The organism is Sphingobacterium sp. UBA7625, from assembly GCF_002484085.1.
Lineage (GTDB): Bacteria > Bacteroidota > Bacteroidia > Sphingobacteriales > Sphingobacteriaceae > Sphingobacterium > Sphingobacterium athyrii.
This window is the reverse complement of record NZ_DLJD01000019.1, coordinates 11194-28619: the sequence shown is the minus strand read 5'-3', so window position 1 is coordinate 28619 and position 17426 is coordinate 11194. Positions and strand designations below refer to the sequence as shown.

General features: G+C 41.6%; 13 protein-coding genes and 1 tRNA gene. 9 read left to right on the top strand and 5 right to left on the bottom strand.

Annotated features, from left to right (window positions below):
• Positions 1-31 precede the first annotated feature (31 nt).
• The 4 genes from B4G94_RS07155 (at position 32) to B4G94_RS07140 (ending at position 5896) form a co-directional block, all read left to right on the top strand.
• The gene (locus B4G94_RS07155) at positions 32-709 is read left to right on the top strand and encodes a GDSL-type esterase/lipase family protein (protein ID WP_286857978.1); all 678 of its coding nucleotides are present in this window, start codon (positions 32-34) and stop codon (positions 707-709) included.
• A gap of 66 nt (positions 710-775) precedes the next feature.
• Positions 776-3058, top strand: a complete 2283-nt coding sequence (locus tag B4G94_RS07150) for an FAD-dependent oxidoreductase (RefSeq protein ID WP_286857977.1) — start codon at positions 776-778, stop codon at positions 3056-3058.
• A gap of 41 nt (positions 3059-3099) precedes the next feature.
• Positions 3100-4782: a sodium:solute symporter family protein gene (locus B4G94_RS07145; protein ID WP_108636777.1), complete on the top strand. Its 1683-nt coding sequence runs from the start codon at positions 3100-3102 to the stop codon at positions 4780-4782.
• A 133-nt stretch (positions 4783-4915) separates the two neighbouring features.
• Positions 4916-5896, top strand: a complete 981-nt coding sequence (locus B4G94_RS07140; protein WP_165309046.1) for a 3-keto-disaccharide hydrolase — start codon at positions 4916-4918, stop codon at positions 5894-5896.
• A gap of 73 nt (positions 5897-5969) precedes the next feature.
• Here B4G94_RS07140 and B4G94_RS07135 read toward each other — a convergent pair whose 3' ends face one another.
• Positions 5970-6263: a Smr/MutS family protein gene (locus tag B4G94_RS07135; protein ID WP_108636779.1), complete on the bottom strand. Its 294-nt coding sequence runs from the start codon at positions 6261-6263 to the stop codon at positions 5970-5972.
• A gap of 46 nt (positions 6264-6309) precedes the next feature.
• Positions 6310-6708 carry a hypothetical protein gene (locus tag B4G94_RS07130; protein ID WP_286857975.1) on the bottom strand — a complete coding sequence of 133 codons (399 nt, stop codon included), beginning with the start codon at positions 6706-6708 and terminating at the stop codon, positions 6310-6312.
• 296 nt (positions 6709-7004) lie between these two features.
• Between B4G94_RS07130 and B4G94_RS07125 the strand changes: the two genes are divergently transcribed.
• Positions 7005-7751 carry a copper homeostasis protein CutC gene (locus tag B4G94_RS07125; protein ID WP_286857973.1) on the top strand — a complete coding sequence of 249 codons (747 nt, stop codon included), beginning with the start codon at positions 7005-7007 and terminating at the stop codon, positions 7749-7751.
• Positions 7752-7785: 34 nt separating this feature from the next.
• On the opposite strand, the gene B4G94_RS07120 is transcribed toward B4G94_RS07125, so the two are convergent.
• Entirely contained in the window at positions 7786-7965 is a 180-nt protein-coding gene (locus tag B4G94_RS07120; RefSeq protein WP_104385646.1) for a spore protein, read from the bottom strand.
• 33 nt (positions 7966-7998) lie between these two features.
• Positions 7999-8069: transfer RNA gene (locus B4G94_RS07115), tRNA-Cys, on the bottom strand.
• 380 nt (positions 8070-8449) lie between these two features.
• On the opposite strand from B4G94_RS07115, the gene B4G94_RS07110 reads away from it, so the two are divergent.
• Both B4G94_RS07110 and B4G94_RS07105 read left to right on the top strand, forming a co-directional pair.
• Positions 8450-9067 carry a porin family protein gene (locus tag B4G94_RS07110; protein ID WP_286857971.1) on the top strand — a complete coding sequence of 206 codons (618 nt, stop codon included), beginning with the start codon at positions 8450-8452 and terminating at the stop codon, positions 9065-9067.
• A 116-nt stretch (positions 9068-9183) separates the two neighbouring features.
• Positions 9184-10317 carry an AI-2E family transporter gene (locus B4G94_RS07105; protein ID WP_286857970.1) on the top strand — a complete coding sequence of 378 codons (1134 nt, stop codon included), beginning with the start codon at positions 9184-9186 and terminating at the stop codon, positions 10315-10317.
• A gap of 176 nt (positions 10318-10493) precedes the next feature.
• Here the strand turns inward: B4G94_RS07105 and B4G94_RS07100 are convergent, their stop codons facing one another.
• Positions 10494-11018 (bottom strand): hypothetical protein, encoded by a 525-nt coding sequence (locus B4G94_RS07100; RefSeq protein ID WP_108636784.1) that lies wholly within the window; start codon positions 11016-11018, stop codon positions 10494-10496.
• A 595-nt stretch (positions 11019-11613) separates the two neighbouring features.
• On the opposite strand from B4G94_RS07100, the gene B4G94_RS07095 reads away from it, so the two are divergent.
• Complete coding sequence (locus tag B4G94_RS07095; RefSeq protein WP_286857969.1) at positions 11614-14106, top strand: TlpA family protein disulfide reductase; 2493 nt, start codon at positions 11614-11616, stop codon at positions 14104-14106.
• 100 nt (positions 14107-14206) lie between these two features.
• Positions 14207-17425, top strand: a complete 3219-nt coding sequence (locus B4G94_RS07090; RefSeq protein WP_286857967.1) for a SusC/RagA family TonB-linked outer membrane protein — start codon at positions 14207-14209, stop codon at positions 17423-17425.
• Position 17426 lies beyond the last annotated feature (1 nt).

The window sequence follows — 17426 nt, the reverse complement described above, 5'->3', positions numbered from 1 at the left end:
AGAATAATTGATGAACAAATAATTTAAACGGATGAAAATAACTCAGCTACTAAAGCGATTAAACTGCCTGTTACTCTGTTTGAGTATGACATACACCTATGCCCAATCTGTATTGACGCAACAGCAGAAATGGGAGCAAAAGATACAACGTTACGAACGTCTGGATGCACAAAATCCACCGCCCAAAAACGTCATTCTTTTTGTTGGTAGTTCGACCATCGAAAATTGGAAAACGTTAACGGATGATTTCGCAGGGCAGGCTGTACTGAATAGAGGAATATCCGGCACCAAGACAGTGGATCTTTATACCTATAGAGAACGGTTGATTACGCCATACGATGCAAAGCAGATTTTTATTTATGAAGGCGACAATGATATTGGACTTCGTTGGTCGACAGACCGCATTGTTGAACAGTTCGCTGCCTTATTTGGTGCAATAAGAAAGTCGAAACCGCATGCCGAAATAATCTATATATCCATCAAGCCCTCACCACGCCGATTGAAAGATAAAATACAGATCGAAGAGGTTAATGCTCGAATTAAACAATTTATGGAGCAGCAGCCCAATACCGGATATGCTGATGTTTATGCCCGGATGCTGGATGCCAATGGTGATTTAATACCAGCATATTATCGCGCGGACGGGCTGCACCTTACTGCCGAGGGATACCATATCTGGAAAGATGTGATATCCAAATTTATAAAATAGGTGGATGTACCCAGGAATAATTAAATAATAAATTGAATTACAAAAAGGATAAAAAAGAAAGAATATATGATTTATAGTAAGGGAGGAGCCTCCAGGACGTTGAAGAAAGAAGTTATTGCCGCAGATCTCGTAGTTGTTGGCGGTGGGATGTCTGGCGTGTGTGCTGCGATTACGGCAGCCAGGCAAGGTTTGCGTGTCATCTTGGTGCAGGATCGCTCTGTACTCGGGGGGAACGCCTCCAGTGAGGTGAGGTTGTGGATATTGGGCGCCACTTCCCATATGGGTAACAACAATCGTTGGAGTCGGGAAGGTGGTGTTATTGACGAGATATTGGTTGAAAATGTGTATCGCAATCCGGAGGGCAATGCTGTTATATTGGACATGATTTTACTCGACAAAGTAAAGCAAGAGGCCAACATTCGATTGTTGCTCAATACCAGTGTCTACGAAGTCCATAAGGAAGCTGGTGATCGTATAAAATCTTTGAGCGCTTTTTGCAGCCAGAATTCAACACAATATGAGCTATTGTCATCCTTATTTTGTGATGCGTCCGGAGACGGGATAGTCGGCTTTTTATCTGGAGCAGCTTTCCGTATGGGCGCTGAACCCCGGGAAGAATTTGACGAAGCTATGGCACCCGACACCTCCTATGGAGAGCTTTTGGGGCACACGCTCTATTTCTATACCAAAGATGTCGGAAAATCAGTGTCTTATACTGCCCCTGCTTTTGCCATGGATGTTACCAAAGAAATACCGAGATTCAAAAACTTCAATGCCAAAGAACATGGATGCAAGCTGTGGTGGGTGGAATACGGCGGGCGTCTGGATACGGTGCACGATACCGAAGAGATCAAATGGGAACTTTGGAAAATCATCTATGGTGTGTGGGATTATATCAAAAATTCCGGACAATTTCCCGAAGCCGACACCCTGACATTGGAATGGGTTGGAATGGTTCCCGGAAAACGGGAAAGCCGTCGGTTTGAAGGCGATTATATCCTGACACAAAAAGACGTCGTCGAACAGCGTCAACATCCGGATGCCGTAGCCTATGGGGGCTGGTCCATCGATCTCCATCCTGCGGATGGCGTCTTTAGCGACCGTCAGCCCTGTAACCAGTGGCATAGTAAAGGCGTTTTCCATATCCCTTATCGTTGTTTATATAGCCGTAATATTGAAAACCTCTTTTTGGCGGGTCGTCTGATCAGTGTATCCCATGTCGCATTTGGAGCGACTCGGGTAATGGCGACATGTGCGTATGTTGCACAGGCTGTGGCGATGGCCGCAAAACTATGTGTTCAGCAGCAGCTTTTACCAAGAGAGATCGGTCAGCCAGGTTACATGAAGGAATTACAGAAAGAACTGCAACGATCCGGTCAATATATCCCCGGCTTTCATTTATCCGATAGCAGCGATCTTGTACAGCAGGCCGAACTAACCTCTTCGAGCAACCTGGACTTTAAGGGATTCTCCAAAGAGAATATGCTGTGGAAACCCCTGACTATAGCTGCAGCACAACTTATTCCTGTCACTGCTGGTACCTTGCCCATCTTTTTTTTGGATATTGAAGCCACGCAGACAACAGTGTTGGATGTGGAACTCAGGGGCAGCGAAAGAAAAGGTGGATTCACGCCAGACCGGGAGCTGGCGAAAATGCAAATTCATGTAAAACCCGGCTTTCAGACAATAACACTGGATTTTGGATTGGAGATCAATGAGGATCAGTATATTTTCCTCACATTTCTCCAAAACGAGCATGTGCGATTGGCCTATACCCATCAACGGGTATCCGGATTACTATCCGTTTTTAACGGCGTGAACAAAGCTGTTTCAAACAATGGGAAACAGGTAGCCCTGCCGGGATCTGGAGTAGATTCATTTGAATTTTGGACGCCACAACGTCGCCCTGAAGGTCATAATCTCGCCATTCAGCTAACAACGGGCCTTTCCGTTTTTGGAGTCGAAAATGTGCGTAATGGTATTGATCGGCCGACAATTCGTCCGAATGCCTGGGTCGCTGCTGCTGACGATCGGCAACCTGTAATTTCGATTAAATGGAAGCAGAAGCAGCGCATAAGAAGGATCGAAATTAATTTTGATACCGATTGGGATCATGCAATGGAGTCTGTATTAATGACCCATCCCGAGACCGTTATGCCATTCTGTGTGCGGAATTATACTATCGAAGATGGAAATGGAACGATTATTTATACGCAGCAGGGAAACTTTCAGACCAGAAATGTGATTGAACTTCCGGAATCCTGTGTTACAGACCAGCTGATTATAGCTCTCGAGCACCCTTCTGCGGAAGTGCCAGCCGCCATCTTTGCTATTCGGTGTTATGCATAGTCAATAAATGATAATATTCAGTAATTTAATGTTTAATACAGATGATAGATACAGTAGTTATAATCGTTTTTTCGGTATTCATAATGCTTGTTGGGATAAGCTTCTCACGAACCGGAAGAAACCTGAAGTCCTTTTTTGCTGGCGGCGAATCCGTGCCCTGGTTTATAGGAGGGATGTCCCTGTTCATGAGCTTTTTTTCAGCCGGAACTTTTGTCGCATGGGGCTCCATAGCCTATAGCCATGGCTGGGTAGCAATTACCATTCAGTGGACGATGTGTATAGGCGGACTGATTACAGGGCTTTATCTAGCTCCTAAATGGAAGGCTACAGGAAATCTTACTGCTGCCGAGTTTATTAAGGAGCGCCTGGGGAGCGCTGTGCAGAAGTGTTACATCTACGTCTTTATGATCGTGTCGGTATTTCTCAAAGGGTCGGTTTTGTATTCGGTGGCCAAACTTGTTTCCGAATCGTTGGACTATCCTTTGATACCAGTTACCATCGTTTTGGGAATCTTAATGATTGCTTATACCGCCATCGGAGGGTTGTGGGCGGTCATGGTGACAGATATTCTACAATTTGTTGTCCTGACAGCAGCGATCGTGATTGTCATTCCATTGGTTTTTGAGGAAGTTGGCGGTGTGCAGTCCTTCTTGGATAAAGTGCCTGATGATTTCTTCAATGTTGTCAATGGTGAATATACATGGGGTTTTATTGTCGCTTTTGCTTTATACCATATTTTTTATATTGGAGGTAATTGGACGTTTGTACAGCGCTATACAAGTGTTGATACACCCCGGTCAGCATCCAAAGTTGCTTATTTATTTGCTGCCTTATATATCGCTAGCCCGATTTTGTGGATGATTCCGCCCATGGTTTACAAGGCGATCAATCCGGATTTGACCGGATTGGCTACAGAGACGGCCTACATTATGGTCTGTAAGCAAGTGCTGCCTGCGGGATTACTTGGATTGATGCTTACGGGGATGTATTTCTCTACATCGGCATCCGCAAATACAGCCTTGAATGTTGTATCAGCTGTTTTTACAAACGATATTTATAAGGGAACATTAAACCCGCAGGCATCGGAAAAAAAGCTGATGTTTATCGCTCGTGCATCATCTTGGTTTTTTGGATTTTTTATGATTATTGTAGCGCTGATTGTACCATTGATTGGAGGGATAGTAGAGTTTACTTTGAGTATAGGCGCCATTACAGGAGGTCCTTTATTGGCGCCGCCGATATGGGCATTGTTTTCAAAGCGATTGACAGGAAAGGCAACCCTGTATATAACCGCTGTTAGTCTGGGCGTCAATCTTCTGTTTAAAATTATTTTCCCTTTGTTGATAGACTATAAACTTACCAGAGCCAATGAGATGCTGCTTGGTGTTATGCTGCCCTTCGTTTTGTTGGCTTGTGTTGAACTGTATGCGAAATCACGTGGACAGGTAAGTTCGGAATATATTGCGCTCAAACAAATTAAAGCCGCGCGTAAGGAAAACGTACAGCAGATTGATAAAGAAGAGGAAATAGCATTGAAAAGCCAGAATAAATTTGGATTGAAGATGATCGCATTTTCGCTCACCTTTATTGCGCTGCTACTTTATATATTGTGTTTTTTCTTTGCAGACCGTTCGCCATTAGTTGGCGGAATTGCCACGGTAATACTTATCACTGCGTTGATTCCATGGCGCGCAGCTAGTAAAGTTTTTATAAATCGGGTTTAAATTGATGTCAGCACAGATTATCTGCGGCACTTCGTTTTCTTAGTGTTTTTTAACTTTATATGCTTGTAAACCCGCTATTAAACAGTTAAATTGCTTAAAATTTATTGTCAATTAGAATATAAACATACATAAGATGAAAAGAAATACGGCTTTTCTTTTAGGGATTTTAGCTTCTTGCGCATTGCCACAAGTGATTTCTGCTAAACCACTCGCAAAAGAATATGTACATTACGGGCAAGAAGTTGAAGGAAAAGAGTTGATCGGGCGCTGGGATATTGAAGTCGATGTCAATGGTACACCGGCACCTTCCTGGCTTGAAGTGAAATTGTCAGGCTACAAGACTTTGGTAGGCCACTATGTAAGCACTTCAGGAAGTGCACGGCCTGTTTCACAGGTTTTTTATGAAAACGGGAAGTTCAAATTTGCGATACCACCACAATGGGAAGGCGGAAAGATGAATTTAAGTGTAGAAGGGGAGATCTTAAACGGAACATTGCAGGGCACTATAACGGAACCAGATGGAAAAACACATCGTTTTAAAGGAGTACGTGCACCTGAGTTAAAAAGAACGGCCGCCGTAAAGTGGGGGAAACCGATCCAGCTTTTTAATGGAAAGGATCTGTCGGGATGGAAAGCGACTGGAAAAACCAATCAGTGGATTGTGAAAAACGGTATTTTAACCAGTCCACAATCGGGTTCTAACCTAGTCTCGGAACAAAAATTTGAAGATTTTAAATTGCACGTTGAATTTAAAATTCCTTCGGGCAGCAATAGTGGAGTTTATCTTAGAGGGCGCTATGAGGTACAAATTGAAGATAGCCCGAAAGATGCACATCCTAATGCCGTCCTTTTTGCCGGCGTCTATGGTTTCCTGGCAGCAAATGAGATGGTGAACAAAGGAGCCGGAGAATGGCAGACCTATGATATTACATTGGTGGGACGCCTGGTGACTGTCGTTGCCAATGGTAAAACAGTGATCAGCAATCAAGAGATTCCGGGGATTACCGGCGGAGCACTAGATAGTAAAGAGGGCGAACCTGGTCCGATCTATTTCCAGGGTGATCACGGACCGGTTGAATTCCGTAAAGTGGTTATTACACCGGCCGTTAAATAACCCTAAAAGTTGGACCAAGTTAGAAAGTAATTATTCATGTGATGAGCTCGATATTTTATCGGGCTCATTCCTTTTAGATTCCAATTACAACGACCACCACGTCTTCGTTCTGGTAAGAAGTATAGTACCGATCAATTGAACCACTTTCTTTGTAATCCTGTAGTTCCTTAAATATCATTTTTTTTAAGGTACCTTTTCCCTTTCCGTGGATAAATTTGATTTCGTTCATCTCCCAATAAATGGCTGCATCCAGGTTGGACCTGAGGTAATCAATAGATTCTAGCATAAGTTCGTCAGCTGAGTAGTCTTCCCAGTCTTCGAGGAAAGCATCTGCGTGTAGATCAACTATAGCGGGTGGTTTGCGCATGATTCAAATATATTACAATGCCGCAAATGTAAAACAAAACAACGACTTAGTAGGCGAGATCGGCGATGAAATCAACAGCCCGGACGAATTTTTCATACCATTTTTTTATAATGGCAGCAATTTCATATTCCTCTCTTTCAGCATGATTTAACATCAATAACTCCAGCGATTGCAATAACTGCTTATGATCCAGGAACAAACCGTCGTAATCACGATAAGCAGAAACTGTTTCTTGAATAAGTTGCAGACTTTCGTGTCTGGACACGATGGTCACATGCCGGGAGGAAATTCGGTCTAGCAGACATTCTTTCTGAAAATCGGACGCGATATGCCTATCGCATGCTTGATTAAACAATAATTCAAATTCAACGAGCTGGCTTTCTAAACCATGTATAGCGGACTGGAGCTCCTCAAAAGTGCCGATGATCCTTTCCTGTATTTCCATGTTTTTTGATATAATAGCCATGATATTTTTATCTAAATTTTATATAATGTTGGTTATTAGAATTTTAAATAAAAGCATGTAAGGTATATACAAATGGTTTGAATAAATGTTTTTCTTAATTTGAATAATAGTTGACCAACAATAGTCGGAGTTCCACATAACAGTTATTGGACCTTGAGGGCCTCCGTGAAAAAGCGGAGTAGATTATCCTAATTGCCCTGTAGCTGAAAAATAGGTATTTTGCTTTTTTTTTGCGTTATTCGCATTGCGTAAAAACGGGTTAAAAATAGAATTGAATGAAGGAGAAAACAATCGGAAGTTATCAATTGGAAATATGTTCCAATTCAGTGGCATCAGCAATCGAGGCGGAGAAAGGCGGTGCGACACGTATTGAATTTTGTCAGAATCTGGAGAATGGCGGAACCACACCGTCTTTTGGTCAACTGAAACTGGTGCGTAAACTCGTTCATATTGGAATTCATGTCCTGATCAGACCACGGGGTGGAGACTTTCTGTATACGGAGGAAGAGATGCTGGAGATGATCGCCGATATTGAGCTCTGTAAGGAATTAGGTATGGATGGTGTTGTCCTTGGGGTATTGAATGCCGATGGTACCGTGGATAAGGTCAATACGAAGCGTCTGGTTGATGCTGCAAGGCCTATGCATGTAACATTTCACCGTGCTTTTGATCGTGTACAAGACCCCCTTGTTGCACTGGAAGACGTTATTGCCCTAGGGATTGATCGTATTTTAACTTCGGGTCTGCGGGATTCAGCGTTATCAGGTGCGCCGTTGCTGAAACAATTGATTGAACAGGCTGCCGGACGTATTGTGATTATGCCGGGTGCCGGAGTGGATGCCTCCAATATGAAGACGATCTTGGCGGAGACAGGAGCCATTGCCGTTCATAGTTCAGCAAAGGAAAGCCAGCCATCAAAGATGAAATTTTCGCAGGATCAGGTGAAGGGGATGGATGAGGCGCAGTGGATGAGCTCAAAAGAAAAAGTCCACCAAATGGTAGACTTATTAAAAAGCCTTTAAAGTTATACTTTAAAGGCTGCTAATTTCTTTGTGCTTATTTAGCTTCTGCAGCTAATTGATTTAAGATAGCATCGTTTTTAACGATTTGGTTGTCAGCTTTCATTTTTGATCTTGAACCTAACTCAACGTTAGTTCCCAATTTCAAGAACTGAACTTCAACACGTGAAACAGTTTTATTTCTTCTATCTTTTCTTTTTAAACGTGTAACTCCCATTTTGATAATATTTTTATTGTTTAAAATAAAACGAGGTCGGAAGCGGATTCGAACCGCTGTAGGAGGTTTTGCAGACCTCAGCCTAGCCACTCGGCCATCCGACCCTATTTTTTTCCTTTTGAAGGTCTGCAAAAATAAAACTTATAATTGGAATTAAAAAATCTTTGTGATAAAACTTTTGCGTTTTTGAGCATTATCTTGAAAACCAAGGGGGTAGTTTTTGAGTATGTTGCTTATGCAGGCTTTCAGAGTAGAAATACGAATGTATACGATCAGTTGAAAACGTTAAAATTTCTACAAGCTACTGTATCTTTTAGAGGACATTCAAAAAAAATATGGCAAGAGTTTTTTCTTTTGTTTTGAAGTGAAAATGAATAGTTTATGCATTTTGGAATAGATATTGCAAATATCACTGTAATAAATCTCATACAAGAAATATATGAGAGTAAATGATAGAAGAACAAAGTAAATTAAATTAGGAAACATGAAAAAACTATTATTATCTGCAGCAATTTTATTTGGTTCATTAGGAGCTTTTGCGCAAGGAGGATTGGGATATGGACTCCGTGCGGGTGTAAATATTCCTAAATATTCAATAGCTAACGGAAGCACGCAGTCAAATACGGGTTTCTTTGTGACAGGTTATTTAGATGCACCTGTGTCACCATATTTCTCTATCCAACCTGGGTTATCTCTACAGAATAAGGGGGGTAAATGGGAACCAACTTCGTCAACAGAAACAAAAGAAAGTGTTATGTCTCTTGATATTCCAGTAAACTTAGTGGCTAAATTACCTACAGGAGGTTCAGGAAACTTCTTTGTTGGAGCTGGGCCATATGTAGGTTTTGGTTTAAGCGGTAAACGTAAGGGAGAAGTTTTTGATGGCGCCGTTCAAGGTGATAGAGATATTAACTTTGGTAGCAATGAAAATGATGATCTTAAACGTACTGATTTTGGTATCAATTTCTTGGCAGGTTATCAATTAACGAATGGATTTCAGATCAATGCTGGTTATGGACTTGGTTTAACCAATTTAGCTCCTGCACCTGGCGATGAGGCTAAAAACCGCGTATGGTCGATCGGTATCGGCTTTGGACTATAAGAAATATAAGTACTTAAACTTATTATGAGGAAAGAGTCCCTGCATTAGTAGGGACTTTTTTATTTCCCTCAACTTAAGTCAACCGAAATTGTTATTTTTATTCAAAAGAATATTCAATGAAAAGATTCCTCTCTTTACCATTCTATGTCAAGTTAGCCTGTGTATTAATCAGTATCCTGCTATTGGGATATCTGGCTAAGATTGGTGATACCATACTTATCCCGATGATTTTAGGCTTACTGTTCTCTCTGCTTTTGATTCCACTGAGCAATTTTATGGAACGTAAGTTGCATTTTCCAAGAACATTGGCCGGAATACTCAGTGTGATTCTCTTTTTTGGCGTGTTAGGTTACGGCTTATTTCTTCTGGCTTCACAGCTTACATTGCTCAAAGAAGATTTCCCAGCATTTAAAGAGCAGATTATGGACGGCGCAGGTAAATTGCAAAGCTGGGTCAGTCAACAGTTTGGAATACAGCACAAAGAGCAAATGGAATTTATCAATAAAACAGCTTCAAAGTCGGTTGATTCAGGTACGCTGTTTTTAGGGACGGCGTTGGTTTCACTTTCCTCCCTGTTTATTTTATTTGTTTTCACATTTCTTTATACCTTCTTTCTACTGATTTATAGAGGTCATATAGTGAAGTTTCTTTTGTTTGTTAACCGTGTTGAAGATCGACCTATTGTTGTGGATGTTGTTAGGCAAATTCAATATGTTGTCAAAAAGTATCTGATCGGTTTGTTGATCCAAATGAGTTTGGTTTCGCTTTTGGTTTTTATTTGCCTCTCCTTAATTGGTGTGAAGTACAGTCTACTCTTGGCTTTAATCACAGGCGTATTCAATGTGCTGCCTTATGTGGGTATTTTCTCATCGATGCTGATTATTTCCATTCTTACCTTTGCTACCTCATCGTTGACACATGTGGTATTAGTGATCTTAGCATTGATTATTGTACACATGATTGACAGTAATTTTATTGTTCCGAAAATCGTCGGATCAAAGGTAAAGGTCAACTCCCTTTTTGCCATGCTGTCCATTATTATCGGTGAGATGGTCTGGGGTATTTCGGGAATGTTTTTGGCAATCCCTATTTTGGCGATAGTCAAGATTGTGATGGATCGCATTAAAGAGCTGAAACCTTGGGGATTTTTATTAGGGGAGGAGGATAGCAAGGATGAGGTCTACAAAGACTTATTTGAGACTTTAAATCCAATTGAGAAGAAAATTATTGAGAATGAAGCGAAGGAGTAGGTTTGCATTTGGTTTTGGGCTTGTGAGCAGTTTTATCTTCCTGCATTGGCCAGCAGTAACCAGCTAGTCTATAGTAACTGATATGAGATAAATAATCCGCGATCTTTTAATTGTTGAATTTGGTCATCTATCGTGAAAGCTTTCTTTTCATACATAGAATGATTGTCGTTGTTTGCTTACTTCTTAGCTTGATAAATATTTGTTTTCTTTTTCTTATGTGGGTGTAGTCTGTGTTTAATGAAACTAGATTTTTGTAGATCACTTGATAGATTGGTAAGTTTCAGCCCAGGATAATATTTCCATATGATTTGTTTGACAAATTTCAATTCTAACCCATTACTACTAATGAACTCATCATCTTTTGCCAAAATTTCATCTATAATAAAAGGAACAGATGGGGCGTCTGATAGTATTTTATTGTATTCACTGTTTCTAGAATGTTTCTTTTTTAAAAATTCACGAAAATCTTCTGGAACAGTTTGTAGCTCGGTGGTAAATTTTCTAAAATCGGCAATAAAAAAATCACATGCTTTTTGAATTGTATAAGGAGCAAGTTCATAATTCTTTTCTCCAGCTAAAATGTATTCAAGCCATCTTTTTGAAACTTCTAATATGTTTGCAAATACCTCGATAGTTAATCCACTTTTTTCAAAATGATTCTTAATGTTTTCAGTCGTTATTTTAGCATTGTAAGCTTTCATAACTACAAACAAATGATCTAAATCAATTAATAATCCGCAATTAATTTCTTTTTAATAATTAATTTGTGTAGATTTGAATATTGATAATCAAATAAATGTTTGATTATAGGTATTGAATACAAGAGTCTCTCGTGCAAATTCCGAGTTTTGTTCAGGACGAGGCAATAGGTTTTCAATGTCCGTAATGATATTTTGTGTATTTTTGATGCACACTATAGCATTATGGGCCCTATTGTTTATCGGTCCTATGGCCCTCGGAAGCCTGCACGACGATAGCATAGGGCCTTGCTATAGTTCCTTTCTTCAATGAGACTCGTAACTATAACGAGTTATGAAAAAACAAATTATCAAAAACAAAATCAAGCCAGCAGAGTAGCTCTGTCTGTAAAGTCATATAATGACTTTCCCATAATCTTGAAGAGCGTAGCGACCCTATTATATACCTTTGAAAACACCATTCCAACGCTCTTAGATTTAGCTATTAACCATTATTTTTTATTGTGGCCTAAGCTAGGTTTAGGAGCTTTGGATACATTCGTTTATATCGATATCTGAATTCTTTCCTTTAGGCCGCAGCCATTAAAACCTTTTAAAAATGACCAATTTTTACAAGGGTGGGAGAGAACTGTCTAAAGGAAAAGATTCCTCCGGCTCACCAGAAATTAAATCAAAAAAAATCAGGGTTCAATTACCTGAGTTACTAGCCAGTTTTCAACTGTATTTTACCCACATATTTCAAGTATGCGTTAAGCACTACTTAAGCACAGATATAGCACTATTTACGCAATCGTTGCGTAGGAAAATTGACAATGGAAAAATGTACTATAAAGGTATTTGTCCAGTGCTACAAAAACGTTTGCAGAGCAGCGATCAAAAAATAACTAAGCAGGAGATTTCTTCGAGCGGTCTTCGGGCTTTGTTCGGCTGTCCTTCGGACCTGCTCCGTACCTGCGTCGGCCCTTCTTCGGGAGTGCTTCGGCTGCTCTTCGGCTGTTCTTCGGGACGTTCCCGAAGCGCAGTCGAAGCGGACTCGAAGCCGAGCCGAAGCGTAGCCGAACATGTCTCGAACAAGCCCCGAAGAGGTCCCGAAGCGTTGCCGAAGAGCACTCGAAGGGGAGCCGAAAGACCATCTTCTTCTGACTTTTGCCTGACCAACTTCGCTCCAACTTCTGCCTTTCATGCAATGGGCCATCAGTCTTCCTCGAATTTTCCTTTGATTTTTCCCGAGGGTGACTCGAAGCCCACCCGAAGAAACTCCGAGCAACGCTGGGGGAAAGGCAGAAGTTGGTCAGGAATTGGTAGGTACTTAAATGGTCTATTCCTTGGCACGAAAGGTACCGTTAGTTCACCGTTAAGCTACCGGGAGTGTACCGAAAGGGTACCAAAAAGGTACTGGGAATGTACTAAAGAGCTACCGGATATATACCAAAGAGGTACTAAACAAGTACGAGCTGTCAGTAGCTCACTGGTGGATCTTGGGTATAAGTCTGATAGTGCGACAGCACAACCTGCAAAAGGGGAGCATGCCGGATTGGATAATGGAAGAGAGGGAAGTTGTTTTGAATTTGATGCTTTTAAGACGTTTTATGAGCGCGTTGCCTCTGCTATCGACTCTTTTGTTGTTGTTGATATTTCAAAGGCTCAGAGGGCTTTAAAATGCTTTGCTTATTTGTCCGATTATAAAAATACTTTTCGCATGTCGCTGACATGCTTGGCTTTAGTTTTTCGATCATCTAATTTTTCTTTTAAGGCATTAAAGAGCATCAGAGCTCTTATGGTATTAGCTCTGATGGTTTCTATGTTTAGTTTATCGGCTCAGACGCCCCGCAAGGACAGCGGGGCCGATGGGCTATCTGATCTTACCGCACTAAAGCCGGGAGATAAGATCCCTGATGCGGTTTGGAATCAGTCGCTCGAACTGAACTATTTTAATGGTAAAAAGAAAACGATCAGGTTTTCCGATCTGAAAGGTAAGCTGATCCTGTTGGATTTTTGGTCAACGGGCTGCCCGAGCTGTATCGAAAATATTCCACACATGGAGGAAATCCAAAAGCGGTATCCACAGGAACTAACAATATTATTGGTGAATAGCAAAAGAAACAAGGAAACTCCCCTTCGGATTAAGCTTGTCTTAGATCGCTACAAGAAAAAGTACAATTTTGAAATCAAACTGTTGACCTTATTGGATGATACTTTACTGACCAATCTTTTTTCGCATAATACCATACCCAATATAACCTGGATCAATCAGGAGGGAATCTTTCTGGGCAATACTTTACCCGATGAAGTAGGTATAAAAAACATTGAAACCATTCTCCAAAATAAACATGCAAATTTACAGCTGAGGGGTACATTTCGCAATAAAGATACTGTAATGGAAACACCACCGATCTTTGATACCACAGGTGTTAAATTTCTATCTGCTATAACTGGCTATTTACCCGATTATCTACCAACTTATCCGAATGTCGCCTATAAGGACGGCAAGTCCAACTACCAAATGGTTAATGCAGCCTTAAATTTTATGCTACCAACTGCTTTTAAAAATGAATTAAAAGGTTTTGAAAGTACTGACTATGTGTTTGAAGATGGATTGAAGGATAAGATCCAACAAATGCTGCTGGGCGGTTCGCGTCGCCAGTATCAATACAGCTATCAACTCTTTGTGGCGGATACAATCTCACCTGGCAGGGCTGAGCGCTATTTTCAGCAGTCGTTTAAAGATTACTTCCACTTCACTATTGAAAGGAAGCGCGGCCAGGTATCCTGCTACAAAGTCGAAATTTTGGACAATATTTCATGTTTGAAATCCAAAGGGGGTATGCAGCAGGTCAATGTAAACCCCGAAGAAGGGCCAATTTACTTTCAGAACTTTCCTCTGGTTACCTTGCTCAGCCTATTACACCGCTATGTAGACCTTCCCGTCACCTTTAACCAGCCCAATGCCATGCAGATCGATATCAGGATGCCAGCGGGTTTTGAGCGGATGTCTATAGCAGAGAAGTTAACTTTTTTGGACGCCAAGGGCATCCGATTGACCATGCAGCAGCAGGAAAAAGAATATCCCTACATCAGCCGTATTTATTAATCCCAAAGTATTGTTATGAAACCATCATGATTTATTCAATCACACCGGAGAATGAATAAATCTGATAGCTTCATCACAACTAAAAAACAAATTTAAAGAGATGAAAATATACTATTTATTGGTCCTTATACTGTGTTGGCCTTTTTTGCTTCATGCCCAGCAAGATAATTTGCTGATCTCGGGTCAGGTCTATTCTGGTGAAAACAAAGAGCCGCTCGTGGGAGTAACGGTCAGGCTGATGGGAAAGGGGACGCTCAGTCGAAGTACCTCAGATGGAAAATTTACGATAAGGGTACAGAGTCTGAAGGATTCTCTATTATTCTCCAATGTGGGGTTTATGGAAAAAAAGGTAGCGGTAAGCTTCTTTGACCGAGAAACACCTTTGTTTTTGGAGAGGCAGGTAAACTATCTTGATGAGGCGCTGGTCAGTACAGGATATCAGACCGTAAAAGCACGTGATATCACAGGGGCTGTCGAAGTTGTTTCGAATGAATTGCTCAATCAGCAGACTGGATTAAATGTGCTCCAGCGTCTGAATAATGTGACGGCCGGTATCCGCTTTGATAACCAGCCGATCAATAACCCGGATCTTCAAAAGCTAAATTTTTCGGTACGGGGTCTGAGTACAATAAATGGCAATCTCGATCCGCTGGTGGTGTTGGATGGTTTTATCTACGAAGGGACCATCGGAAATATAGACCCAGCTAACATTGAATCGGTTTCGATATTAAAAGATGCGGCAGCAAGCGCCATCTGGGGAGCAAGAGCAGGCAATGGGGTGATTGTGATGACTTCCAAAAAAGGGGGGCTCAGATCGGCTCAAGCGACGAGGATTTCTTTGAGTAATACCTCCATCATTAAACAAAAGCCCGATCTGAATCAGATCTATCAGCTATCTTCCAGAGATTTCATCAACGTGGAGCGCATGTTGTTTGATAATGGTTATTATAATACTTTTTTACAGTATCTGCCGTATTATGCGATGACTCCCGTGATCAATCTGCTTAATAATAGAAAAAACGGATTGATCACCGCGACAGATTCGGCGGGTACGATTGATTGGCTTGCCGGCCAGGATGGTCGTCGCAATTTTGCAGAAAATTTTTATGGTACGGCTTTTTCCAATCAGCTTTCATTAAATATAAATGGGGGGAGCAACTCAAATGCTTATGGATTGGGCGTAGGCTATACGACAGATCGTACAAATCTGGACGAGAGGTCGCGAAAAATAAACCTGCTCCTGTCCAACAGCTATAGACTGATGGAAAAACTCCAATTGGACCTAACGGTCAATTTTACCCAGCAGCATGACCGTTCTGGAAAACCGGATTTTTCTGCTTTTAAAATTGGGGGGAAGTCCGTACCGTATCTTTATTTTAAGAATGCAGCAGGGAACGAAACGCCTTTTGAAAGCATATACAATAAGGCTTACCTCGACCAGCATTATTCAGATGGCTATCTGGACTGGGGATACTATCCTTTACAGGATTACAAACAGGACCGGAACACTAATAATCTGAACGAGTTATTTGCAACAACCAATCTGCGCTATCAATTATTTGACTTTTTGAGTGCCAATGTTGGGTTTCAATGGCAAGATCAGCGTGCGGAAAATGAAGGCCTGCATGAAAAGGATAGTTATTTTACGCGCTTAAAAATCAATCAGTTTATGACTGTTGATCCCGTAAGTGGACAGCGCAAGTATAATGTACCCAAGGGCGCTATCCGTGCGCTGGACCAGCAGCAGGGTAGATCGTACACAGCAAGGACACAGCTGGATTTTAACAAAACCTTTGGCGGGCATCGTCTTCAGGGTATAGTCGGTGCAGAGGCCCGGGAAAATCAGCTGTCGGGAAGTTCAAATACCGCGTATGGCTATAATGAAGTGCCGCTCACTTCAGTGCCTGTGGATTACCTGACAACGTTCCCAACAGTACCTGACAATCTGTATCTAAATATCGTCGGTGCCCCGATGTTTACAAAAACGACAAATCGTTTTGTTTCTATATACAGCAACTGGACTGATCTGTACCGTGATAAATACGGCCTTTCTGCAAGTATTAGAAAAGATGGCGCCAATATCTTTGGAGCAACTACCAATGACAAATGGTCGCCGCTATGGTCTATGGGTGCTTCTTGGCAAATAAACCGTGAGGAGTTTTTTAAAACGAAGTGGCTAGATCAGCTCAAGCTTAGGGTTACGTATGGCTACAGTGGCAATGTTGATCTCCGCAAGACGCCCGAACCGATTGCGGGGAGTGGGACAGATCCATATACTCTGTATCCCATGTTGGGAATTTCAAATCTGAACGATCCGTCACTGCGTTGGGAAAAAGTCGGTATGCTTAATTTTGGTGCCGATTTTTCCATGATAAAAGGCCGCTTATCGGGGTCTATTGACCATTATCGGAAATATGGTAAAGACCTCTACGGGGAGACAGCCTACGATTATACGACATGGGGCATCAGTGGAACGATCGTAAAGAATGTGGCTGAAATGCAGGGCACGGGCTGGGATATCAAACTGAATTCGATAAATACAGCCGGAATATTACGATGGAGTAGTAATCTTTTACTGGGGATCAATAAAAATAAAACGACGGCCTACTATAGTAATCTGAATGAAGGTTTGGTATATTTTCTGGCTGAAGGTAATCGGATCAATCCCGTCGTTGGCCTCCCACTGAATGCGCTTGCGGCGTACACCTGGATGGGCCTGAATAATCAGGGCATGCCGCAGGGATTGTTAGACGGCGAGGCAAGTTCAGATTATCCGGCAATATTTAGATCGGCATCTATGAATCCCATGGGCAACGAGACGATCACCTATATCGGCTCTGCCAAGCCAACGCATTTTGGTAACCTGATCAATACCTTTTCGTATCGTGATTTTGATCTTTCGGTCAATCTGAGTTACAAGGGCGGTTATTATTTTAATAAACCCACCACCAGTTATTATACCTTATTCCAGGGTGGAATCGCTTATCCGGATTTTGAGCAGCGCTGGCAAAAACCGGGCGATGAAAAGGTAACGAATGTACCGGCAATGAATTATCCGGTATCGACCGATGCGGATGCTTTTTACGCTAGGACAAGCATCAATGTTTTGAAGGGGGATCACCTGCGGCTGGAATACATCAATCTCAGCTGGAGAAAACTTTATAAGTTCATGACCAGGGAAGTGAATTTTCGCCTTTTTGCTAATGCCAGCAATTTAGGGATGATCTGGTGTGCAAATAAAGAAAAGATTGATCCTGAATTTGCTTATAGACTCCGTCCCTCGAAACAGTTTTCACTGGGAATACAACTGGAATATTAAA